This window comes from Shewanella sp. SM69 (genome assembly GCF_025653985.1).
GTDB classification, from domain to species: domain Bacteria; phylum Pseudomonadota; class Gammaproteobacteria; order Enterobacterales; family Shewanellaceae; genus Shewanella; species Shewanella oncorhynchi.
Genome location: NZ_JAKKRV010000006.1, coordinates 45245 through 70560, shown reverse-complemented (window position 1 = coordinate 70560; position 25316 = coordinate 45245). Strand labels below are relative to the sequence as shown.

Genomic DNA, 25316 nt, shown 5'->3' with positions numbered 1-25316 from the left:
TACATTTTAGACTGTTACTGACGTGCCTCTAAGGTGCGTAATAAGTCTTCAGGCGGTTGATAACCAGGGATCATATTGCCATCTTCTAATACGATTGCAGGCGTACCATTTACACCAAAGGTTGTGCCTAACGCATATTGCTCGGCAATTTTAGCATCACATGTTGCCGCGGCAACTTTGCTGCCCGCTTTAGCATCAGTCATAGCTTTTAATGGATCTTTAGCACACCAGATAGCTTGCATCTCATCGGCATTAGCTGACGGCACACCCGCGCGCGGGAAGGCTAAGTAACGCACTGTAATACCAAGTTTATTGTAGTCAGACATTTGGCTATGCAGTTTACGGCAATATCCACAGCTAACATCGGTAAATACAGTGACCACGTGTTTTTCGTTTTTCGCTTTATAGACAAGCATATTCTCTTCAAGCGGCTTCATCATTTCTAAACGCGGACCCGCTAATGCGGCTTCGGTTAAGTTTTTCATGCCCTTATCGATATCATACACACTACCGTGGAATAGTTTTGAACCATCACGGCTAATATAGAGCACGCCGCGGTTGGTCATGGCTTGATACAAGCCTTCAATTGGTGAGTCCTGCATAGAAATGACTTCAACATCTAACATCTCACCGAGTTTTTGCTTAATCGCAGCGGTATCGGGAGACGTCGCAGTGGCAGCGCTGGCAAGTGGTGCAACTAGGAGGGCAAAAACTAAGGATAATGCTGGGGTCAACTTCATGGGACATCCTATAAATTGTGTCACTACAACGAGATATTGGGGCCGTTCTAACTCGAGATATTCAATAGACCCTGTATAGGGGCAAAAAGTTACAGACAAGCCGCGCGGAAAGCAAATTTATGCTGTAACTAAATCCTTTTTTAGCCTCTAGGATGATGCTGTTGATGCAATTCCTGCAATCTTGCCCGTGCTACATGGGTATAAATCTGTGTCGTCGATAAGTCGCTGTGACCTAATAACAGTTGGACAACCCGCAGATCGGCACCGTGATTGAGCAAATGAGTGGCAAAAGCATGGCGTAAAGTGTGCGGTGATAATGCAGTTTCAATCCCCGCACGCAGAGCATAAAGTTTAATCCGATGCCAAAAAGTTTGCCGCGTCATCATCTGCCCGCGTTTCGACGGAAATACCACATCGGATTGTTTATTACCGAGCAACTCTTGGCGAGCAAATTTCATGTAGCCCTCCACTTCGGTAATAGCCAATTCCCCCAGCGGCACAAGACGCTCTTTGCCACCCTTGCCCACAATACGTACTAAGCCTTGGCGCAAACTCATTTGCTCCATGGTCAAGCCGACAAGTTCACTCACCCTGAGGCCAGTTGCATACAAAAGCTCTAGCATTGCCTTGTCACGGCATTCGACGGCATCATCCACATTGGGCTCAGACAGTAAACGGTCAACCTGCGACTCACTCAGAGAATCCGGCAAATGACGCGTTAACTTAGGCGACTCGACTAAGGCCATAGGATCGGCTGAAATCTGCTTGATCTGCACCAAATAAGTATAAAAACGCCGTAAACTGCTGAGCAGTCGAGCGCTACTGGTACGCGCAAAATTCTGCTCAACTCTAAAGGCCAGATATGCCCTAACATCGGCCTGAGAAACCGCAAGTAACGTCACTCCTTGCTGACCTTGATAACGATCAAAATGGCGTAGATCGGTACGATAGGCCGATAGCGTGTTATCACTCAGTCCCTTGCTTGACCAAAGATCATCAAGAAAAGCATCGATAAGTGGATCTGGCATATAGGTTTTAGGCACAAATACTCCATAAAAAAACGGCGTAATCAAATGATACGCCGTTGATATTAATTTAAATATGTCTAAGCCTGCATAAGCTTAACTGAGTTAAGCATAAAGACGAGAACTCGAATGCAAAGCCTAGGCTGCAGCCGTTTGACCACGGCCACGACCGAATACTAAACACAGTGCAATCGTCGCAATGGTCGGCAATAACCAAGCCATACCTTCTTCATAGAGTGGCAGCTTAGATAACACTGGAGACATAACATTCACTATATGGATAAAAACCTGTGCTAAGCCATTAATGGCTTGACCATCAGCGTCAGTCAAACTTTTCGCTGCCACTTTAAGACCATCGAAGATGCCGAAAAACAGTGCCACGCTCAGTACTGCACGATGTGCAAACTGTGGATTCGCAAAATAAGCGGTCAGGAAAGTCACAACCACAAGAGCAATAGCCACAGGATAAATCGTCATTAATACGGGAATACTAATAGCAATCAACTGACTTAGGCCCACGTTCGCAATCACAGCGCATATCAAGCTTAAAAAGACCACGAGGAAACGGTAAGACAGTTTAGGCATCAGCTCATTAAAGAACTCAGAACACGCACTCACTAGCCCAACCGCAGTGGTCAAACAAGCTAAAGTCACGACTGATGACAACAAGACTGAGCCTAGTTCACCAAACTCGCGGGTCACGTAATTTGTTAATATTTCGCCACCATTTTTAGTGCCGATAGCGATATCGCCAGCGGTTGCACCTAAAAAGAACAAGGACACATACACAAAAGTTAAACCAGCGGCGGCAATAAAGGCTGCACGGATTAGATACTTAGTTTGATCACTGGGTTGGTCAATGCCCTTTTTACGCAGGATATCAATAATCAACATACCAAACATCAAGGATGCTAACGTATCCATAGTGTTATAGCCTTCCAAAATACCTTTGGTCAGCGGATGCTGTTGGTAATCCCCCACTGCTTGGCCCACTTCGGATGCAGGTAAAAACAGCACTGAAACGGCTAATCCGACCAACAAAATCAATAAAATAGGCGTTAATACTTTACCTACGCTATCGAGCAACTTACCAGGGAAAAGCGCCAGCAACATAGTGACAGCGAAGAAACCTAATGTGTATAGCAGTTGCGTCAGGTTTAATTCCAAACTGCCCAGCAAAAACGTTGCCGTAGTGTCATCGATAAATGGCTTAGCGCCAATCTCGTAAGCCACTAATCCCGTACGCGGCGCAGCAAAAGCAGGGCCGATAATAATGTAAATCGCGACGGCCAATGTCGTTGCTGCAAATACTGGCAGCATAGCCATAACCTTACCTTGAGCCTTAGCGACAGCAATCAGTCCAACTAAAGGTAAACCTACGGCGGTAATCAAAAAACCCAACATGGCGAGGGGCATATTTTCGCCCGCTAACATACCCGCGAATGGTGGAAAAATTAGGTTTCCCGCACCTAAAAAGAACGCAAAGGTCATAAAACCTAAGCCTAATGTATCTCCGATACTCATCTGATTGTCTTGCACTGGAAGCCCCATCTTGTCTTATTGTTTTTTTACAAACTTAAGTGATTATGTGTCGATTAGCCATAGCTAAAACAAAGCCCATCCGGAGTGCAAATCTATGTTTACACAATTCCGTGGTAAATATGTTCGATATCTGCCGAGTTTATAAACGATGGCGAACGTTTATGTAGCCTAACTGACGACTAATTCACCAACAAACTCGTTTACCTATCCGTTAATCTTAAAAGTGATTAAAAATGGGGGCGAAACTAATACCAGACTTAAAGCATCAATACAAGACAACAAGTCCGTTCAGGCAAAAAAAGCTAAATAATGCTAATTAACTGCTAATAAAAGGTTTCTAAGGCAATAAATTAAAGCGTTAATTAAGTGAAATTAGTATTACCACGTAAAATAGTAAATGATTTGGCGACACAAATTCATACAGCTAGGACAGATGCGACTGTTTAAAAACATTAGCTAAAAACGAGGGCTAGAATTAGAATATTGCGCGCCCAATATTGGGCCTAAATCACTTTAGAACGGCAAAATTAACTCCCCATGGCATTCACTTTTAAACAATTTCATATCGATGACATGAATTGCGGCATGGCCGTAGGCACAGACAGCGTCGTCCTTGGGGCATGGGCACAACTGACCACCGCGAAATCAATCTTAGATATAGGCGCAGGCAGCGGCTTACTCAGTTTAATGGCAGCTCAGCGCAGTCAAGCACATATCACCAGTGTCGAATTAGACACCAATGCCGCCCATGCTTGCCAACATAACTTCCACAATAGTCCTTGGGCTAATCGACTGACCTTAGTTAATTGCAGCATCCAAGACTTTTGCCAACAAACTGAGTATCAAGAGTATTTTGATCACATAATTTGTAATCCCCCCTATTTTGAGCAAGGCACGCAAGCGATACAATCCCAGCGCGCTATGGCCCGCCACACAGATAGCTTAAGCTTTACCGCACTACTCGATGCCATTCATGTGTGCCTAGCACCACAAGGAAAAGCAAGCCTCATATTACCAATGCAGAGTATGGCGCGTTTCGACGAAATACTAACGCACTCTCAGCTCAATTTGATTGAAATAACCAACCTTATCAGCATTGTAGGGAAAAGCGCTAATCGAGTACTCTGCGTGCTCGCCCACAAGACTCATCCACAAATGGCTCCAAAGCTCAGTGATATCGCTATTCGTGAAAGTTCAGGCCAATACACACAAACCATGGTGCAATTGATCCGAGATTTTTACCTTAAATACTGATATTGAGTCCAATCCTGACACCTTAAGTAAAGCTAGCTAAGTTTGGCAAATTTAACGAAAGGTCCAATTTCCCACAAATTAAATGCTAATACATTGACCTAAAAGTAATTAACTTATGTCGATTACCATAAAACTTTACTGACACAGAAGATAAACACAGGAGATCTAGATAAGTTATTTAAGTTAACCGCCATAACCTTTATAATGCTTCGCTATTATCCGTCGAGACGCTGCGCATGCAATTTGAAGATTTCCAGCTTGACCCTAGCTTATTAGAGTCGCTTAATGCCATGGGGCATCATTCACCCACTACGATTCAGCAAGAAACGATTCCTTACGCCCTAGAGCAAAGAGATATTCTTGCGCGCGCCCCGACAGGAACAGGTAAAACAGCAAGCTTTTTACTGCCATCGCTACAGCATTTGATCGACTTTCCCCGTCGTTTTGCTGGTCAAGCAAGGGTGCTAATCCTCACGCCAACCCGTGAGTTAGCCAGCCAAATCCACCGTTATGCGAGTCACCTAGCCACGGGCCAAGGTTTAGATATTGCTATCGTTACTGGTGGTGTTCCTTATGGACCACAGGAAGAGGCCTTAGCAGGCAACGTCGATATTCTGGTCGCGACCCCAGGCCGCCTAATGGAATATTTAGACAAAGGCAATTTCAACGCCCAAGAAGTCGATATCTTAATTATCGACGAAGCCGATCGCATGTTAGACATGGGCTTCTCTTCTGTGGTGCAAGCCATTGCTATTGAGGCCCAAGGCCGCAAACAGAACATGCTGTTCTCTGCCACCTTAGAAGGCGGCGGTGTACAACGTTTTGCCCGTGAAGTGTTAAACGACCCGATTGAAATCGATGTTGAAGCCCCTCGCAGTGAAAAAGCCAAGATCCACCAATGGATTCACTTAGCCGATGATAAAGAGCATAAATTTGCGCTGTTGTGCCATTTGCTACGCCAAGAAGATGTCAAACGGACTATCGTATTTGTGAAAACCCGCGACATCGTTTCTAGCCTAGAAGGCCAGTTACTTAAAGTCGGTATTCCCTGCGCCTTTATGCGTGGTGATATGGAACAGAAGAAACGCTTCCAAGCCTTGAGTCGCTTTACTAAAGGTGAAGTCAATGTCTTGTTAGCGACCGATGTGGCTGCACGCGGTATCGATATCGACGATATCACTCATGTGATCAACTTCGATATGCCACGTTCTGCTGACACTTATATCCACCGCATTGGCCGTACTGGCCGCGCTGGCGCAAAAGGTACCGCGATTTCGCTTGCCGAAGCCCACGACATGCGTATCGTCGGTAAAATCGAGCGTTATATCGAGCAACCGTTGAAACGCCGCGTGATCGAAGAGCTGCGTCCAAAGAATAAAGAAGCGCGCACACCGGGTAAGAAAAAAGCCAAAGTGAAAGCGAAAGAAGCTGCGAAGAAAACGAGCAAGAAAGAAGCGGCAAAGAAAGCGAGTAAAATCGCCCGTAAGAAAAAGTAACACCCGCTTAAATTCACCAAACTAAAGCCGCTATATGCGGCTTTTTTATTACCAAAATATAACTTACGTGGGTGATTTTACTAAAAATATCATGTTACGCTTAATTATATAGAATGAAATGCGGCGGATTTAGAGCGGTTAACCCCAATGCGTATTCATTCTTATTTCAATATATTCCAATCACCTAACTGAACCTTTCATCACCTTTCTGCTCTAATTTTCGCCCAAATATCGATGCACGATGCGCATATCTGTCACGGCATCACTTTTAGAAACATTTAATTTACAAAAATAAATTTATTGGCGTGGCCGACTCTGCTACTTTAACCCCATTACGCGATTAGCATGGATTTAACCATTATATGATGAAGACCCTACTGAGGAGACTGTCTCCTTTTCTTATTCTGCTGCTGTTTGTCTTTGGCGCAGCCTTATTAATGCAAACGAAGGAGGCGCCAGAACAAAAACCTGAAGAGATGCCCATTCCTATCGTTGATGTCACGCAAGTGACTCAGCAAACAGTATCGCTAAACTTACCTTCCTACGGCGTGGTTACCCCAAAGTATAAAACCCAACTCGTGACCGAAGTTCAAGGCAGAATGCTCACTATCTCCCCTCATTTTGTTGCAGGTGGCATAGTCAAGAAAGGCGACCAATTAGCACAAATCGAGCCCTCAGATTACGAGGCTGACTTAATGCAAGCCGAAGCGACGCTGGCCCAAGCCACCGCCGCACTGAACGAAGAAATAGCCCGTGGTGAAGTCGCTAAAATCGAATTCAAAGGCTACGACAAGGGCTTGCCCCCTGAGTTAGGTCTACGTATCCCGCAACTCAAAAAAGAACAAGCTAACGTAAAATATGCACAAGCAGCACTGGCGCGCGCCCAACGTAACCTTGAGCGCACGGTTATTCGCGCGCCCTTTGATGGCATAATCAAAGTTAGAAATGTCGATTTAGGTCAATACGTTAGCTTAGGCACTAATCTAGGTGAGCTCTACGATACTCGCGTTGCCGAAATCCGCTTACCCATTTCTAATGATGATTTAGCCTATTTAGAGTCTGTCGATAATCCCGATACCCAAGTCACGCTTAGCGCCTCTTTGGCGGGCAAAGAAAATACTTGGGAAGGCAATATTATCCGCAGTGAAGGTGTTATCGATGCCGAAAATCGCATGGTGTATTTAGTCGCAGAAATCAAAGATCCCTATCTGCGCGCGAATAAAGTGCCGGGTAGCTTACCACTTAAATACGGCAGCTTCGTCAATGCAGTCATCAAGGGCCGCACTGTCGATGGCATAGTCAAATTGCCCCGCCATGTGGTTCGTAACGACCAAGTCGCCCTAGTCAACGACAAAAATATCATTGAAATGCGCCAAGTAAATGTAGTTCGTAGTGATTTAGAAAATGTATTCATCAAAGACAGTCTAAAAACGGGCGAACGCGTCGCTACGACCCACTTCAACAGTATGGCAAATGGGCAAATGGTCAAAATCTTAGGAGAAGCAGCATTGCCTACTGAGACACCAAAAGAAAATACTCCTGAATCGAGTCTTGCGGCTGCTGGAGTCAAATAATGGACACTCAAAAAGGGATCTTAGCTTGGTTCGCCCGCAACAGTGTGGCCGCGAACTTATTAATGTGTGTTCTACTCATCGGCGGCCTGTTCAGCAGTATTTTGATTAATAAAGAGGTTTTTCCTTCTTTCGAACTCAATTTATTAAATATTTCCGTCGCCTATCCAGGTGCGGCGCCACAGGAAATCGAAGAAGGCATCAACATCAAGATTGAAGAAGCCATCCAAGATATCAACGGCATCAAGAAAGTGACTTCTGTGGCTAGCGAAGGCGTTGGCTCGATTACCGTTGAAGTTGAAGACGGTTACGAAGTGCAGACCATTCTCGATGAAGCCAAACTGCGGTTAGATGCAATTTCAACCTTCCCAGTGAACATCGAAAAACCGAATATCTCTCAAATCAAACCTGAGAATAACGTCATTTGGGTTTCTGTTTATGGCGATATGACACTCCACGATATGAAAGAATTGGCTAAATCGGTTCGTGACGATTTAACCCAACTCCCCGCTGTAACCCGTGCGAAAGTCACAGGGGTGCGCGATTATGAAATCGGTATTGAAGTTTCTGAGAATAAGTTACGAGAGTACGGCTTGACCTTCTCACAAGTCGCATTAGCAGTGCAAAACTCCTCCTTAGACTTACCAGGTGGCTCTATTCGTGCTCAAGATGGCGATATTCTATTGCGCACCAAAGGCCAAGCCTACACGGGCGATGACTTTGCCAATATAGTCGTCACAACTCGCGCAGACGGTAGCCGTGTGATGCTGCCACAAGTGGCGACCATCAAAGATGATTTTGAAGAACGTTTGGAATATACCCGCTTTAACGGCAAACCCGCTGCGATTATTGAAGTTACCAGCATTGATGATCAAAACGCCTTAGACATTGCAGACCAAGTTAAACAGTACGTAGAACAGCGCCGCGCCACACTGCCAGCTAACGCTCAACTCGATACTTGGGGTGATATGACCCACTATCTCCAGGGCCGCTTAGACATGATGATGTCGAACATGTTTTACGGTGCCTTGTTGGTGTTTATCATCTTAGCCATGTTCCTCGATCTGAAGTTAGCATTTTGGGTCATGATGGGGATACCCGTGTGTTTCCTCGGCACTATGTTGGTCATGCCGCTCGAACCTTTCTCCATGACGATCAACATGTTGACCCTATTCGCTTTTATCTTGGTGCTCGGAATAGTGGTGGATGATGCCATTGTCATCGGCGAGAGTGCCTACACAGAGGTCGAACGCCACGGTCACTCGGTTGAGAACGTGATCCGCGGCGCGCAAAAAGTAGCGATGCCCGCGACCTTCGGGGTCTTAACCACAATTGCGGCCTTTATTCCCATGTTAATGGTTTCTGGCCCTATGGGGATTATCTGGAAATCCATCGGTATGGTGGTCATCCTCTGTTTAGCCTTCTCACTGGTAGAGTCTAAATTCATTCTGCCAGCGCATTTAGCGCACATGAAGTTTAAAAAACCTGGCGCACCAAAGGGATTCTTTGGCCACCTAAAAGCCAATTTTAACGACAGAGTGCAATACTTTATTCACCACAGTTATCGCAACTTCCTCGAGCGCTGTATCAAACACAGATACAACGTGGTCGCGGCCTTTATCGGTGTATTGATTCTGTCGATTGCCTTAGTCGCCAGTGGCAAAGTGCGCTGGGTATTTTTCCCAGACATTCCCTCAGACTTTATTCAAGTTGAGCTTGAAATGGATGAAGGCAGCTCCGAAGGTAACACCTTAAAAGTGGTACAGAGCATAGAAGAAGCCCTGTACAAGATGAACGAAAAAATGGAGAAAGATAACGGCTATCAAGTGGTGAAGCATAGCTTTATCAATATGAGCTCCCGTACCTCGGCCTTTATTTTTGCCGAACTGACGAAAGGTGAAGACCGTGAAGTCGATGGAGTGACGATTGCTGCCGCGTGGCGTGAACAATTGCCCGAGCTTTTGTCGGTTAAAAAACTCAGCTTTAACGCGAGCACCAACGATGCCGGCGGCGATATTTCCTTCAGATTGACCTCGAGTGACCTCGATGAGCTGTCCGCAGCCTCTAAAGAGTTGAAGCAAAAACTCGCCAGCTATGAAGGTGTGTACGATATTGCCGACAACTTCTCCTCGGGCAGCCATGAAATTCGCCTGAAGATACGTCCAGAGGCAGAAGCCCTTGGCCTGACGCTTTCCGATTTAGCTCGCCAAGTGCGTTACGGTTTCTATGGTTATGAAGCCCAACGTATTTTACGTAATAAAGAAGAAATCAAGGTGATGGTGCGCTACCCATTAGAGCAACGTCGTACTGTGGGTTATCTTGAAAATATGCTGATCCGCACGCCAACGGGCACTTCGGTTCCCTTCTCGACTGTGGCACAAATTGAAAAAGGTGATTCCTACGCCTCAATTACCCGTGTTGACGGCAAGCGAGCGATTACCATCACGGCAAATGCCAACAAAAACATCGTTGAACCTTCAAAAGTAGTGCAAGAAATCCAAAAAGATTACCTGCCACAATTGCAGGCTAAGTATCCTAAAATCCAAACTGCGCTGGACGGTGGCAGTTTGGATGAACAGAATGCCATGGTCGGTTTAATGCAAGGCTTCTTCTTTGCACTGTTCACCATTTATGCCCTAATGGCAGTTCCACTTAAATCCTACAGTCAGCCGTTAATCATCATGTCTGTGATCCCCTTCGGGATTATCGGCGCCCTGTTTGGTCACTTGATTCAGGGACTCGCGATGAGCGTGTTAAGTCTCTGCGGCATAGTGGCATTAGCGGGAGTGGTAGTGAACGACTCCTTGATTTTGGTGGACTTTGTGAACCGTGCGCGGGAGCAAGGGCAATCGGTCAGGCAGGCGGCGGTCGATTCAGGCTGTTATCGTTTTAGGGCGATCATCCTGACGTCACTCACCACCTTCGTCGGCTTAGTGCCTATTATTCTCGAGCGTAGTTTGCAGGCGCAAATAGTGATCCCTATGGCGACATCCCTCGCCTTCGGTATCCTGTTCTCGACCCTTGTGACGCTAATTTTAGTGCCCTTGCTGTACATCATACTCGACGACATTAAGCGCACTAGCAGCCGCTTCTTCCATTGGTGGTGGCAGCCTAAAAAAGACCATGAAGTGGACTTTACACCTGAGCATTTAGAGCCGCCAGTCCCCACTGACTATAAAAAAGACTATCTATAGGAAGTTAACTAGAAGCAGTTAATCAATATCTTGGACCTTAAAAAGAGAGCTTAGGCTCTCTTTTTAATCCTCAGTGCGAGTCAATAACCTCTCAATCATCTATGTCATTTTGAGTCTGCCGCGAGTGGCTTGAGCTTTCAAGTTGCGATCTAGTTGACAGTTATCGCATCAGGCTTTCGCTACACTGTGTCTAAGTCGTCAGCTATCGTTAGAATGAAACCCATCATTATGTCTGAGCATCTGCACAAGCAAAATATTGATAAACCACAAGTTGTCACCACAGAAACCCTAGCGAACGGTCACATAACAGATGAAGTTTGCACGAATGAAACCTGTGCGACTGAAACGCTTGTCTATGATATTCGTCGCAGTCGCTACCTTAATATTACGGGTCGCTGCACCCTGCGCTGCGCGTTTTGTCCAAAACATAATGGCAGTAAACAGATCCACGAATATCAACTGGCACTGTGTCACCAACCTAAGCCCGAAGAAATTATTCCACTGCTTGGCGATGTTAAAGACTTCGAAGAATATGTGTTTTGTGGCTATGGTGAACCGACCTTAAATCTTCCAACCTTGCTGGCGGTGGCGAAAGAAATTAAACAAAGAGGCGGACGAGTACGTATTAATACCGATGGTTTAGGTAATTTAGTCCATAGGCGCAATATTTTGCCAGAACTGGCCAACTGCGTTGATAGTTTATCCATTTCCCTCAATGCGGATAATGAAGCCGCCTATATGGAACATTGCCGCCCCAAACTCGCCGGTTCTTATGCCGCCGTACATGCTTTCATCGCATTAGCGCCACACTATATTGAAACGGTACAAGTTTCAGCCATCGAAGGATTAGCGGGTGTTGATATCGACATCTGTCGTGAACAAGTTGAGTCCTACGGCTGCGAATTCAAGCATCGCATATTAGGCGCCTTAGGCTAAACGGCATTCTAATACAGCCAAAATCGACTGAAATACCCAAGCAGATAACACTGTCGATTACGTGAGTGGTACATGTGTGAATCGTCTTAACTTTTACTCAAGAAATCTTGCTGAGTAACTTGGCACTGTCGTAACAATTCTTTCGTGTTAACATAGCGAAATTAACAGTTCACCCACTCATAATCGGTTCATGCTGAAGAATAACCCAAGCACGTATCCCCTTGCGCCACTGCTCTCTTTAACTCAAGGGATCTATTGGTCGCATCAACGCTTACTCGCTATTGCAAGCCAGCTTTCTATGCTGGTGATTGGCATGATTATTTTAACTCACTTAATCATTACTTTAGGTGAAAGACGCCTGCAAGAAGAGTGGGCAACGCAAAGATACAGTGAACTGCAAACCATAGGCTCATTGATCGCAGATAAAGTGTCTTTTCAGCAATTTCGAACCCAAATTTTCGCCAATGGGGAACTGCTAAAACAATACTTAAGCAATCCTACCGCCAAGCAACAACTTAAATTGCAGGAAAACTGGCAAGATCTAGTAAAACATATTCCTGAGTTACTCGGCATTGCACTGTACGATCCCCAAGGTAACTATAAATTCTCAACTCCCCCTAATTTCAATAAAGATGCCTTACCACCGACCTTACTTGGAGCGAGTCGGAGCATGGGCGGCAAGGAGGTCTATACCTCACCGCTGGAATTTGTTCCGATAGACGGCATGCTTGAACCTTATATGTATCAAATGGCGTGGCTCGAGAAGCCCGATCAGAGTTCTATCGGTTATCTGGTGACATACAACTCCATGGTAAAAATGCTGGAGGCCATAAAACCAGCCTTTTCGAGCAATAAATCCCCTATGTTAGTGCTTGATACTCAAGGATTACTCTATGCTGGCGCGAGCGATCTCGCCCCTCTAAGCAATATGCCAGAAACCTTAGGAGCAAGTTTAAGACAGAGCTATCCGGCCCTGTGGCGCGATATGTCCATGAGCAACTTTGGACAATTCCACGGTGAAGAAGCCACTTATGTTTACCTTAAAATCGAACTCACTGCCCAACCTGAGACTCACAGAGAATATTTTTTACTCTCCTATGTGCGCAACTCAGACATAGCTGCTCGTTTCTCACAATGGCAAAACATTGTCATTGTGGCATCGTTAATATTAACGGTTTTAGCCGCTTGGGTTGTACTACTCAGCCACATGTATCGCTTACAACAGCGTTCACGCCAATACAGTATTGATGTTGCTAATGGCTTATTTAATAGTGACATCGGCTTTATGATGGTAAACGAAAATGCCAGAGTCATCAGTGCCAATACTAAAGCGGCACAAGCGACCTTAGTACCATTAGATGAACTGACAGACCGAAGCCTACAGCGTACCTTATGCCTCGATGATAAAACCTACACGGAGTTAATGGAGCAGGTACATAAAACCGGTCAATGGTCTGGTGAAATCAGTCTAGAGAGTATCGATGGCCCTACTTTACGCGTTCATATCCGCCAAGCACCAAGGGCGAGCCGAGGCTCACCACATCTATTAATCACCCTTGAGGACATCAGTGAGTTAATCAGCAGCAAACAAAATGCTTTTCTCAGTGAGCTTTTATGCGATAACACAGTCGCGACAGCCCTCACAGATGCTAACGGTAAACTGATTAAAATCAATCCAGTATTCGATGCGCTAATGCAACTCAATGGCGATTTAAATCAAGATTTAGCGTCATTACTCGCGAATGATTTAGGCAATCAATGGCAGAGGATCAGCGCCCAAATTGCCATGCAAGGTCAGTGGCAAGGGCAAATTCTATGCTCACCTAAACAGGCGCATTCCAATTGTTTGCAAGCCACCTTGAAGGGCCATGTGGCCGCCGATGGTGAGATTGATTATATCGTCTGCACTTTAGAGCAAGCCGCCGAGCGTGGTCGAGGCACAGAGAAGCGTAACCTTGTGCCCCATCGCAGTACTATTCTGCTGAATTTGGCAGATTTAGAACGTTACTTTAACTCTCTGCCGCCACCAAGCCGTCTCAGCTCAAGCTTACTGTTAATGGATATCAATCCAGAGGGCATGCTAAGCCACATGAGTGATATCGACCAACTGGCAAATCGTCAGCAAGAAATAGAAGTGCAATTATTGCTTGAAATTCCAGCTAATTATCAAATTCTGCATTGGCAGCTAGGGAAGCTCATTGTGATGTTACCTGACACAGACGCCACCCATGCGCACAACTTTGCCCTCAATATGATGGAAAAGCTCAATGGTAATGGCTTAGGGGAAGGTATTAGTATTGGTATTGCGGGTTATCAAGAAGGCCAGACATTAGAGCAATATTTGAATAATGCCGAAGTCGCCCTAAAACGGGCGAAGCAAAATAACGATCAGAATATCGGTCAAGCCTTTACTCGTCATCAATCGTAGATTCGGGTGCATTAACTGAGTCAGGCAACTGACTCTGGGTAATTTCTATGATTGCCGAGCGGTTCATGGTGATTTTATAGCGGATATACTGCGGGGCTTCGCGCCCATCACGCAACACTAAAATCAGATTGACTTGATAGCGCCGCTCAACCGATTCATAACTAATTTTGCCTTCAACTTCCTTATAAATCTTCGCTTTACCCCGTTCTAAATAACGGGCAAAAGGCACTAAGCTAAAGCTCACTTGCTCTTGAATAGTCGAATATCCCGCTTGGAATTCACTCTGATTCACCTTAGTGGCGATTTTATAGTGCAGAATTTCCGCATCGACCTTATTTTGGCTATGTCTGTGCTTTAGAATGTCACTGACTTTTTCGGGTAGATCTTGCTGACGCATAAACTCAAGCCATACCAACTGCTTAGCGATAACCGCCTGACTCGTAGTATCCCGTAAAATGCGGCTCCAACGTGGTCGACCCCGCTGAATAAATCGCCACATGGCATTGCGCACATCGTCCTTAAAGATTTCCCTGAAACCGTAGATCACGGCTAAGGTCAGCACTAGCGCAATAGTAAAACCACTAAAGGCGCCCTGCGCTTGAATTATCAACGCAGACACCACCAACATCACTAACGCGGTTGCCAGTCCTGTCGTAAACTTTTTAAGGCCAATCCCTAAAGGCTTTAACTCTTCTTTGAGTACCACACCTTGTTGGATTAAACGGCGCAACAACAACATCTTGTTAGAGATACGGTTAGGATCTTGCTTAGTTTGCGCTGAGTTGTACTTATGCTCATCACGATAGGCACATTCATTACGGCAGAGCGTGAGTACCCGCTCTAAAATATCGTTGAAATCACTGGTACGAGTGGCATAAGCGAGCACTTTGAGTAACTGCTGCTCACAAAACCAAGACAAGTAGTTATCAGCATTTTCAAAGTAAGATTTCCATTTGGGATCACCCGGTTCGTTACGACGAAACTTTTTCAGCAACTGGGCAATTTGTTCGCGTAATTCGTCGAGGGCAAAATAAAAATGGGTTACATCTGTGATTTGATTGAGTTCTTTAACATCGTTTTCAACCGCAACCGCAAACTGATAGGCGAAGAGATTTAGGTACAATCTGAATTCTTCAACAGTACGGCGATTTAAACTGGCAAAACGCCCCTGCACCAGAGGTAAGTGCAAGCCTTCTGAATAGTATGAGCGACGTCCAACTATTGAGCTGTAGTAGTACTCTTCTTCATTGAGCGTGCGCGAGCCTATGCCCATTTCCTTAGGTAAAAAGAAATAGAGATCAAGCTGACGATTATCGCCCTTTTCCATCTGATGGCTGAACTTAATCGACAGGGATTCTTCTTGCTTTACACGTATCTTAGACACAACACCCTTTTCATGAATCCCTCACTGGAGACTCACCACAGTAATCACAAATCAATGAGCACTAATCTTAACTGAAATAAACTCAAATTCACTGATTAAATTCGACTATTTACGATTCTGCATCCACAAATGGTATTGCTAGGCTGAAAAAGGACCACGGCATAATCTTTGGTGTCATCCATATCTAACACCTCGATACTGAGATTGTGCATTTCCGAGTCATTAAAATGTAAGCTGCTGATATAGGATAGATATTTCATATGTTCTGGCCAATTTTTTTGCTTTTCAATTTCAGATTCCGTTTTCGTTTTAACGGTAACTTTATAGGTCATGCTATTGGCCTCAATACTGTCGACTTTGCCTTGCATTAAAATATTGCCCGCACTCGTACCGTCAATATTAAAGTAACGATAATTGATCTGCGTATTGTCAGCGGCAATCAAAACATCCACGAGTAGGTAAAATTTACCGTCACTGCTAACACTCGAGCTGCCGCTGGGATTGGCACTAGAATGGCGGTCGAATAATTCAGAGCTGCAATTTAAAATCATCGTCTGATTGGTAGCCGACTGTTTGTATATAACACCGCAGGCCATAATCAATGCCGACAAGATAACAATATTAATCGTCCACTTTAGCCATTTAGCCACAGATATTAACCTCCTGCAGCCAAGCAGCATCGATAAAGGTTTTCGGTCGAGTGAAATCACTGATTTTAATATTACGGATCACTGACTGACCGAGTTTTTCGCCTCGAAAAGTAATATTAAGCACTTGTTTATCATGGGACAAAGATGCATAAACATCAGCCCAATCACTTTGACCGCAGGCGATTAATCCTGCACTTAAGCGCTCACCTAATTCGAAGAGTAAGGTGTTATTAGTATTGGAATCAGCAAATAAGTGTAATCGTACTTGCTGGCCTGAAGCCAAAGGTAATATTGAGGTCATAAGTGCTTGGGTTGGCTTGCTGTGATCCGTATGATTCAAATAAAACACCGAAAACGCTAACATAAACCCGAATAACACTAAGGCACTCCACAAAGGCACTGTGTGCAATCTGAGGTAATTAACACCTCTAAACTCAGTCCCATTAGATGGTTGGAGTAAATAACCTTGGCCTTTCACGGTTTCAATCAAGCCCTCATATTGAGGTCCAAGAAAGCTGCGAAGCATAAAAACAGCACGGGCCACAGAGGTATCAGTTAGCGGCGGATGTCTTCCATCCCCCGTCTTCAGCATATGCTTAGAAACCAACTTACCTTGATGCTCAACAAGCAAATTAAGCACTTGTAACTCGGCTCGAGGAAGATGCCAAGATTCATCGCGAGACAACTCAATCAATATGCCTCGTTCCCGATCAAACCTGCAGTCTCCCAATTGCATCAACATCCACTCAACTCCATAAAAACACAAAGTTAAGTCTATGCAAACTAACTAATGATTAATGTGATCTTGCTAACCCAAGTCAGCAAATAGTTAATTTTCGTGAGACGACCCCCAAGTTCAGCGCTATTAGGCAAAAACATGCGTTAACTCACAGGAATAAATGCCATTTAGCACATGGAAAATTCGGCATAAATTAACATAAATATAATAAATATCGGGACGATGAACACCTTGCAATCTATTTAGTTAATTAAAATGCATAATTTAAGTCGGTTAATTCTATTTTAGTAACGCTATTTACCGCTCATGTAAAAGGCAAATATCCTCCGGCGTAAATCACAATATTTATCTCAAGCATGCTTAGAATTTACGTCATCAATTTATCTTTAGCATTTGATAAATAGAAGTAATCCTACATAGAGGAAATACATAATGAGCATAAATAGACGTCAAGCATTAACCCGTATTATTGGTATTAGCACCGCTGCGGCAGGTGCAACACTCATGGGAACATCGGTTCTCGCGGCAACGAATGCCGATGGTCAATATCAATTAGCGATTGGTGAGAAACTTAAATACGTTCCACTTGATGCAATGGCAACAGCAAAACTGGCCTATGAAACGGGTGGTGGTTGTATGCACCAAGTTTTTCATGCCGTTGTGACTATGCTAGCCCAATCTAATAGTGCCGATGCAGACAAGTTCAAAACAATCCCAACGGCATTAGCCGCCTATGGTTTTGCAGGGGTAACGGGTCAAGGCACGCTCTGCGGTAATCTTAATGCGATAGGCATGTTAGTGAATATTTTAGATGACATTAATGGTCACAATAACGCCGTGATAGCCAATACCTTCCGCTACTACGAAAATACAACGCTCCCTTTATCTTCACCTGAATTTGTTACTGGTATTGGCTCGACAGCAGAAAAAACGGCTCTTGTGGGCAGTTCATCAAAAGCTAAGAGCGTGTTATGCCACTCATCTATCAGTAACTGGTCAAAGGCTTCTGGCTTACCATTCGCGAAAAAAGGTGAACGCTGTTACCGCTTATCCGCGTCTATGGCTTATTACTTAGTCGATGTATTAAATCGTGCCTATCAAGGGGAGAATATCGGCGCCCTTGTTGGTAGTAAACCAACACCAGATGCACAAGATTGCCAAACTTGTCACGGTAGCACTAGCACACTAGGCTCAGCGGCAAGTGTAAAAACAGACATGGAATGCACCACTTGCCATACAGGGCATTTCAATTAAGGAGACTGTGATGAAATACCCATTACTCACATTGACCCTCGCGACATTAATGCTCGTAGGATGTGGCAGTGACAGCAATAACACTGAGCCTGAAACGCCGCAGCCACCTCCCGTCGAAAATGCAGTAAACATTGATGAAGCAACGCAAATAAATCTCAAGCTTGAGCAATTTGACTCGAGTACAGGGACAATTCAATTTTCACTGACGGATGCGCAACAAGAAGCGATCACTGCGGCAAAAACCTATGATATTTACTATTTTGGGTTCCCCGACAAAGCCAAGGAATCCTCGAATCCGAAGGCATGGAAACACTGGCATGTTACCCAAAATTATCGTTGCCAAAGTCTTGGGGAATGCAGTGGTAAATTAACCGAAGTCACAAGCGGTCAATATCAATTTGAGATAGCAGGCTTAGATTGGGCTCAGCAGGATCCAAGTGGTTCAGTGGCACAAATTAAAGTCGCGATTCAGATCTACGGCGCAAAAGCCAATAACGAGCTGGATTTAATTCAAGTGCTACCGCAATAATCCTTCCAATGACATATCCAAACAAATAGAGGCATCCATCGGATGCCTCTATTTTATTCATTGATATCTAGACGTTATGCGATTGAATTTTGTTAGATCGATGTTGTTCGCTAAATAATTCGCAATATTATCCGCTACAAAACGACTCACAAACACCAATACAGCCCAAAAGGTGAATGAGCAGTACTTTTATTTAGAACATCGCAGCATTGAGCCACATATGTACTAAAATGCTCGCGATATAACCCAGCGCAATGACAGGTGTCCAACGCAAATGGGCACCAAAGGTGTAAATCCCCCTAGCTTGTCCCATCAAGGCAACCCCTGCAGCACTGCCAATTGACAATAAACTGCCCCCAACTCCTGCGGTTAACGTTACCAGTAACCATTGGCCTAAGGCCATCTCAGGGTTCATCGTCAACACAGCAAACATCACCGGAATATTATCAACAACAGAAGACAACAGACCGATAGCCACGTTGGCATAAGTCGTATCCCAATTGGAATACAAAGCCTCAGATACTAAGCTCAAGTACCCCATAAAGCCAAGGCCACCCACACATAGCACTACACCATAAAAGAACAACAGGGTATCCCATTCAGCTCGGGAGATCCTGCTAAACACATCGAAGGGCACCACACTACCAAGCTGCTGAAGACGCTGCTCGTCCTGACGCAATTCAGCCTTTGCACGTTCGCGGGCAACGGAACGATTGAAGGTTTTACGCAGATAAAAACCAAAGAATTGTAAGAAACCTAATCCCGTCATCATACCCAATACAGGCGGCATACCTAAGAAGGAATGAGCACACACTGCCGTAGCGATTGTGAGTAAAAACAACGCAACAATTCGCTTAGCACCCGGCTTAGTATAAACATGCTCTTTTTCTGGCTCTGGCACGAAATGTGGGATAAACACACTCATAATGGCAGCGGGTAATGCAAAGTTCACTAAAGCAGGAATAAACAGATGGAAGAAATCGCTAAAGTGCACTAATCCTTTTTGCCACACCATTAAGGTCGTGATATCACCAAACGGGCTAAACGCGCCACCCGCATTAGCCGCAACAACAATGTTGATACAGGCTAGGGTGATAAACTTGCGTTGCCCTGCCCCCACCTTCATCACCACGGCACACATCAATAGCGCAGTCGTTAAATTATCAGCCACGGGTGAGATAAAGAACGCCATAAACCCTGTCAACCAAAATACGGTTCTTAGACTAAACCCACGGCCGACAAGCCAACCACGAATGGCATCAAACAAATTTCGCTCTTCCATAGCATTGATATAAGTCATCGCCACGAGTAAGAAGAGTAGAAGCTCAGCATATTCAAGCAAGTTATGTTTGAATGCAGTTTCCGACACTTCAGACATACCATTTTGTACATACACAAAACCTATCATGCCCCAGATAATCCCTGCCGCGACCAGCACAGGTTTCGACTTGCGTAAATGTAACGACTCCTCAGCCATCACCATTATGTATGCAAGTACAAACACAAAGACGGCAACATAACCCACACTCGAGGCGGTTAAATTAAGCCGTTCTATCCCTTCTGTCATAGCCCATGCTGCAGGTGAGAATCCGCTCAATATTGCAACGCAGAATAGACTCCATAACGCCATTCCACTGCCTTTAAACAACCGCTGTAATTTCATTAAAGTTCATCTCTACGTAGGAAATTAGTCGAAAATTACCATAGCTTCGGCATAGTAAATGTTGATAAAACGCAACTTTCTATGCATTACCCTATAACCAAAGGCATTTAAAACATTAATTTTTGTATAACTACAGCGATAACTAATAAAGAAACATTTAACTTAGTCTAAAAAGAGCCAATAAAAAAGCACCTCAAAGGTGCTTTTTAGTTTCTAATCAGCGTCACAGCATTAGAAGGAATATAACAAGGTCATATTGGTTTCTGTATCTGTACTTTTCTTATTATCCAACGGCTCGCTGTTGTAACGCACAATAATGGCAAACTTCATTGCTAATGCGCCGATAATATTCGCCGTTAACGAAGTTTCAGAACGGGCATCGAGCTTATCACCGTAATCGGCAACGAAACGTTGTTGGAATTTAGAGGTGTCAGTGATTTCGGTTTCAAAGTTGATCACACCGTGAGCAACGACGCTGTCATTGGTGTCATGGCCTTCGATAAGTGCTTGCTCTGTATCAAGACGCTGATAGATATAACCTGGACCGACTTCGACATCTAAAAAGGTCTTACTAGTATCATAGAATCTATAACCATAACCCGCGGCGCCAGATAGCGTGTAATCATAACCTGTGAACGGATCAACTTCATAATTACCATTAGCAAACAAGTAGCTACGATCTGTCATCTTGTAGTTACCTTGTGCGCCCGCTAAATAGCGTTTCGCGGTAACAGAACCTGTATCCTCTTTATATAAACCTTCGAGTAAGTACTGATTCTCCCAATCGCCAAGCTCATGCTTAAGATTTAAACGTCCTTTGAATGATGAGGTTTCAGTGTTACCTGTGGTTAAGGTTGCACCAAGCTCAGCTTCACCTGCGAATGTCTCATCGCCTTTTACAAAATCGGCCCCAGCTGTCGCCATAAAAGGTGCAGTCATTAATAGTGCTGCGGTCAGTACTTTCTTCATGTTTATCCGTTCCTGTTCCGTTAAATCCAATCCCTATAAATATCTGTTCGTCCCAGCGATGCTGAATAAGCACATATTAATAAGGGTTAGTATTTTCCCCTGAAAATCTGCGCGATATTAACATTTACGATTAAAAAATGAAAATTGCAGCTATTTTAAGTATAAAAAAACCCGCTTTAGCGGGTTTTTATCTCAGCGATAACGCTTACATATTGATCTTAGGATCTAACGCGCCAGACTGATACGCTTTATACATTGCTTGTAAAGACAATGGCTTAATCTTAGATGCTTGACCTGCACAGCCGAAAGCTTCATAGCGAACCGTACAGATATCGGCCATGGCTTCCATTGATGCTTTCAGGAATTTACGTGGATCAAATTCACTTGGGTGTTCAGCTAAGAATTTACGAACGGCACCCGTTGATGCTAAACGTAAGTCGGTATCAATGTTGACTTTACGTACACCGTGTTTGATACCTTCTACAATTTCTTCTAATGGCACACCGTAGGTTTCTGGGATCTGACCACCATATTGGTTGATGATCTTTAGCCACTCTTGTGGCACAGAAGATGACCCGTGCATCACTAAGTGAGTGTTAGGAATACGCGCATGAATTTCTTTGATGCGGTCGATACGCAGTACATCGCCTGTCGGTTTACGACTGAACTTATATGCACCATGGCTAGTACCGATAGCAATAGCGAGTGCATCAACATGGGTATCGGCAACGAAACGCGCCGCTTCTTCAGGGCTAGTCAGCATTTGATCGTGACTTAAAATACCTGATGCACCAACACCATCTTCTTCGCCAGCTTGGCCAGTTTCTAAGCTGCCTAAACAGCCGATTTCACCTTCAACTGACACACCACACGCATGGGCAAATGCCACTGTACGACGGGTAACATCAACGTTGTACTCGTACGATGCAGGCGTTTTGCCGTCAGCCATCAAAGAGCCGTCCATCATGACTGATGACATGCCTAATTGGATAGAACGCTGACAAATATCAGGATCGGTACCGTGGTCTTGGTGAATACACACTGGAATATCTGGGTACTGCTCAAGAGCCGCTGCCATCAAATATTTTAAGAACTGTGGGCGAGCGTATTTACGCGCGCCAGCAGAAGCTTGCACTATCACAGGGCTGTCTGTTGCTTCAGCGGCCTGCATGATGGCACGCATCTGCTCTAAGTTGTTAACGTTGAACGCAGGCACACCGTATCCATGTTCTGCCGCGTGGTCGAGTAGTTGTCGTAGGGAAATTAACGCCATTTTTTAACTCCAATAATAGGGTGACTGTCACATTCTGCAACGCTTGGTCACCGAGGTCACTATCGTTTGGATGGATTTTTATACCCGTATTCAGCTAGATACCTTAAACAAGCACCTAAAATAAGTACCTGAAATAAATATCTAAAATAAACACGGGCGGTTTTTTTATAATTCTTTTATTTATTATCAAGCTTTGATGTTATCAGAGCTTATCGCGGCGTCTTATGCGCCGCGTATTTTAAAACTTGATGATTAAGCGCCGCGCTTTTCTAACATAGCCACAGCCGGTAACTCTTTACCTTCGAGGAACTCGAGGAAAGCGCCGCCGCCAGTCGAAATGTAAGACACTTTATCGGCAATACCGTACTTATCAACCGCAGCCAAAGTGTCACCACCGCCTGCGATAGAGAAGGCTTTTGAATCGGCAATCGCTTGGGCGATACGTTTAGTACCTTCACCAAATTGGTCGAATTCGAACACGCCCACAGGGCCGTTCCACACGATAGTGCCTGCAGATTCGATGATTTTAGCCAGTGCTTCAGCGCTATCTGGACCAATATCAAAAATCATTTCGCCATCAGCGACTTCGCTAACTGATTTTAAGGTTGCCGCAGCCGTTGGGCTAAACTCGCCTGCCACGACTACATCTGTCGGCACAGGAATATCGGCGCCACGGCTCTTAGCATTGGCCACTAAACGCTTAGCTTCGTCGATCAAATCCGCTTCATACAGTGATTTACCGACATTGTAACCCGCCGCCGCGATGAAAGTATTGGCAATACCGCCGCCAACCACTAGCTGATCAACGATACCTGAAAGGCTTTCTAGCACAGTCAGCTTAGTTGACACTTTAGAGCCACCGACAATCGCCACCATAGGACGCGCTGGATTATCTAATGCCTTGCCTAAGGCATCTAATTCTTGCGCCAGTAATGGACCGGCACAGGCGATGGGGGCAAACATGCCAACGCCGTGGGTCGATGCTTGGGCGCGGTGTGCAGTACCAAAAGCGTCCATAACATAGACATCACACAGCGCGGCCATTTTTTTCGATAAGGCTTCGTTGTTCTTGCCTTCGCCTACGTTGAAACGCACGTTTTCGAACACAACCACTTCACCGACGGCAACGTCGACGCCGTCTAAATAATCCGTCGCTAAACGCACAGGACACGACAAGGCTTTAGCCAAGTAGTCAACCACAGGTTGCATAGAATATTCGGGATTGTATTCACCTTCGGTCGGACGACCTAAGTGCGACATCACCATCACAGCGGCACCTTTAGCAAGGGCCAACTCGATAGTTGGTAGAGAGGCGCGCAGACGTGCATCACTGGTGACGACGCCGTTGCTGACAGGCACATTGAGATCTTCACGGATAAGCACGCGCTTACCTTGTAGATCCAAATCTGACATATTGATAATTGCCATAGTAACGCTTCCTTTTATAATCAAAAAACAAACTGGTTTCACACATGGCCGGTATCAGTTTACTGCCGCTAGGCGCTCGACATCCCGTCGAATTGGCATATAACTGAGTGACCCACCGGTGAATAATCTACTTTTTATCAGCCTCGCTTGGCTGCGATCATCGCCAAACTCGTATCTAACATACGATTGGCAAAACCCCACTCGTTATCGCACCACAACAACAGCTTCACCAGCTGACCGGCGCTGACACGGGTCTGGGTACCGTCAACAATACTGGAGCGCGGATCATGGTTGAAATCACATGAAACCAAGGGCTCATCAGTATAACCCAAAATACCGTTAAATCGCCCATTGGCGGCCGATTCCAGCACCTGGTTTACAGTGGCAATATCGACGGTTTTCTCAAGCGTCACAGACAAATCGATCGCCGTCACGTTGATGGTGGGCACGCGCACCGAAATCGCTTCAAACTTATCTTTCATGTGCGGCAAAATCCGCTCAATACCACGGGCAAGCTTAGTGTCTACAGGGATAATCGATTGGCCGGCGGCGCGGGTACGACGCAAATCATCATGATAAGCATCAATCACTTGCTGATCGTTCATCGCCGAATGGATAGTGGTAATCGCACCGCTTTTAACGCCGAAATGGCGATCGAGCACGTCGATCACAGGCACGATACAGTTAGTCGTACAAGAAGCGTTGGAAACGACTGTGTGTTCGGCGCGGAGTAAATCGTGGTTTACACCATAGACAATCGTGCCATCGACATCGGCTGAGGATGGATGACTTATCAGCACTTGTTTAGCGCCGGCGTGAATATGGGCTTCGCAGCTTTGACGATCGACTAATACGCCTGTGGCTTCATAGACAATGTCGATGTCCATCTCGTGCCAAGGGAGTTTTGCCGGATCGGGCTCGTGGAGGATTTTTATCGCATCGTCGCCAATCAGCATATGATCATCAACAAGCTTCACTTTATGCGCAAACCGACCGTGGGTGGTGTCGTACTGTGTCAGATGAATAATGGCTTCAGGTTTAGCTAATTCATTAATCGCGACAATCTGCATTTGCTGCCGTTTTCCAGACTCATATAAAGCTCGGAGAATAGAGCGGCCGATACGGCCATAACCATTGATAGCGACTCGGATCATTGAGGTCTCAATTTCCTCTTAATACAAAAACGGCCTGCAAACGATTGCAGGCCGCATTATACAGATTAACACTTAAAAAGTTTAACC

19 protein-coding genes are annotated in these 25316 nt (G+C 45.1%); 8 read left to right on the top strand and 11 right to left on the bottom strand.

The genetic code is table 11. The features are described from left to right. Positions 1 to 14: 14 nt before the first annotated feature. The 3 genes from dsbC to brnQ all read right to left on the bottom strand — a co-directional run bounded on the left by dsbC (position 15) and on the right by brnQ (position 3316). Positions 15 to 740: a bifunctional protein-disulfide isomerase/oxidoreductase DsbC gene (gene dsbC, locus L5M37_RS10160; protein ID WP_105250085.1), complete on the bottom strand. Its 726-nt coding sequence runs from the start codon at positions 738 to 740 to the stop codon at positions 15 to 17. 140 nt (positions 741 to 880) lie between these two features. Beyond that, positions 881 to 1783, bottom strand: a complete 903-nt coding sequence (gene xerD / locus L5M37_RS10155; RefSeq protein ID WP_212599768.1) for a site-specific tyrosine recombinase XerD — start codon at positions 1781 to 1783, stop codon at positions 881 to 883. Positions 1784 to 1903: 120 nt separating this feature from the next. Further along, positions 1904 to 3316, bottom strand: a complete 1413-nt coding sequence (gene brnQ, locus L5M37_RS10150; protein WP_212599767.1) for a branched-chain amino acid transport system II carrier protein — start codon at positions 3314 to 3316, stop codon at positions 1904 to 1906. A 528-nt stretch (positions 3317 to 3844) separates the two neighbouring features. Between brnQ and L5M37_RS10145 the strand changes: the two genes are divergently transcribed. From L5M37_RS10145 to L5M37_RS10120, 6 genes are all read left to right on the top strand, one after another. After that, positions 3845 to 4561 (top strand): tRNA1(Val) (adenine(37)-N6)-methyltransferase, encoded by a 717-nt coding sequence (locus L5M37_RS10145; protein ID WP_212599766.1) that lies wholly within the window; start codon positions 3845 to 3847, stop codon positions 4559 to 4561. Positions 4562 to 4797: 236 nt separating this feature from the next. Then, positions 4798 to 6057 (top strand): ATP-dependent RNA helicase SrmB, encoded by a 1260-nt coding sequence (gene srmB / locus L5M37_RS10140; protein WP_105250089.1) that lies wholly within the window; start codon positions 4798 to 4800, stop codon positions 6055 to 6057. Positions 6058 to 6419: 362 nt separating this feature from the next. Beyond that, entirely contained in the window at positions 6420 to 7631 is a 1212-nt protein-coding gene (locus L5M37_RS10135; RefSeq protein WP_113939815.1) for an efflux RND transporter periplasmic adaptor subunit, read from the top strand. Next, positions 7631 to 10822 carry an efflux RND transporter permease subunit gene (locus tag L5M37_RS10130; RefSeq protein WP_263200353.1) on the top strand — a complete coding sequence of 1064 codons (3192 nt, stop codon included), beginning with the start codon at positions 7631 to 7633 and terminating at the stop codon, positions 10820 to 10822. Before L5M37_RS10135 ends, L5M37_RS10130 begins: the two co-directional genes overlap by 1 nt. A gap of 228 nt (positions 10823 to 11050) precedes the next feature. Then, on the top strand, positions 11051 to 11758 hold the full coding sequence (locus L5M37_RS10125; RefSeq protein ID WP_105250090.1) for a TatD family nuclease-associated radical SAM protein: 708 nt from the start codon (positions 11051 to 11053) through the stop codon (positions 11756 to 11758). A gap of 190 nt (positions 11759 to 11948) precedes the next feature. Continuing rightward, a complete protein-coding gene (locus L5M37_RS10120; RefSeq protein ID WP_263200351.1) occupies positions 11949 to 14186 on the top strand; it encodes a PAS domain-containing protein in 2238 nt (745 codons plus the stop codon). On the opposite strand, the gene L5M37_RS10115 is transcribed toward L5M37_RS10120, so the two are convergent. From L5M37_RS10115 to L5M37_RS10105, 3 genes are all read right to left on the bottom strand, one after another. After that, positions 14167 to 15570, bottom strand: coding sequence for a hypothetical protein (locus L5M37_RS10115; protein ID WP_028761621.1), 1404 nt, complete (start codon positions 15568 to 15570; stop codon positions 14167 to 14169). The two genes, L5M37_RS10120 and L5M37_RS10115, sit on opposite strands and share 20 nt — an antisense overlap. A 95-nt stretch (positions 15571 to 15665) precedes the next feature. Continuing rightward, positions 15666 to 16220, bottom strand: coding sequence for a hypothetical protein (locus L5M37_RS10110; protein WP_113939813.1), 555 nt, complete (start codon positions 16218 to 16220; stop codon positions 15666 to 15668). Then, on the bottom strand, positions 16213 to 16962 hold the full coding sequence (locus L5M37_RS10105; protein WP_263200350.1) for a transcriptional regulator: 750 nt from the start codon (positions 16960 to 16962) through the stop codon (positions 16213 to 16215). The genes L5M37_RS10110 and L5M37_RS10105 overlap by 8 nt, the downstream gene beginning before the upstream one ends. Positions 16963 to 17391: 429 nt before the next feature. Here L5M37_RS10105 and L5M37_RS10100 point away from each other — a divergent pair, with 429 nt between their 5' ends. Next, entirely contained in the window at positions 17392 to 18213 is an 822-nt protein-coding gene (locus tag L5M37_RS10100; RefSeq protein ID WP_168824862.1) for a cytochrome C, read from the top strand. A gap of 10 nt (positions 18214 to 18223) precedes the next feature. Next, on the top strand, positions 18224 to 18742 hold the full coding sequence (locus L5M37_RS10095; RefSeq protein ID WP_105250094.1) for a hypothetical protein: 519 nt from the start codon (positions 18224 to 18226) through the stop codon (positions 18740 to 18742). A gap of 193 nt (positions 18743 to 18935) precedes the next feature. Here L5M37_RS10095 and nhaD read toward each other — a convergent pair whose 3' ends face one another. The 5 genes from nhaD to epd all read right to left on the bottom strand — a co-directional run bounded on the left by nhaD (position 18936) and on the right by epd (position 25229). Beyond that, positions 18936 to 20405 carry a sodium:proton antiporter NhaD gene (gene nhaD / locus L5M37_RS10090; RefSeq protein WP_028761625.1) on the bottom strand — a complete coding sequence of 490 codons (1470 nt, stop codon included), beginning with the start codon at positions 20403 to 20405 and terminating at the stop codon, positions 18936 to 18938. A 231-nt stretch (positions 20406 to 20636) separates the two neighbouring features. Beyond that, positions 20637 to 21374, bottom strand: a complete 738-nt coding sequence (locus L5M37_RS10085; RefSeq protein WP_028761626.1) for a YdiY family protein — start codon at positions 21372 to 21374, stop codon at positions 20637 to 20639. Between the two features lie 205 nt (positions 21375 to 21579). Further along, positions 21580 to 22647 (bottom strand): class II fructose-bisphosphate aldolase, encoded by a 1068-nt coding sequence (gene fba, locus L5M37_RS10080; protein WP_028761627.1) that lies wholly within the window; start codon positions 22645 to 22647, stop codon positions 21580 to 21582. A 252-nt stretch (positions 22648 to 22899) separates the two neighbouring features. Continuing rightward, positions 22900 to 24075: a phosphoglycerate kinase gene (locus tag L5M37_RS10075; RefSeq protein WP_006084021.1), complete on the bottom strand. Its 1176-nt coding sequence runs from the start codon at positions 24073 to 24075 to the stop codon at positions 22900 to 22902. Between the two features lie 137 nt (positions 24076 to 24212). Beyond that, positions 24213 to 25229 (bottom strand): erythrose-4-phosphate dehydrogenase, encoded by a 1017-nt coding sequence (gene epd, locus L5M37_RS10070; protein WP_173497320.1) that lies wholly within the window; start codon positions 25227 to 25229, stop codon positions 24213 to 24215. Positions 25230 to 25316: the final 87 nt, after the last annotated feature.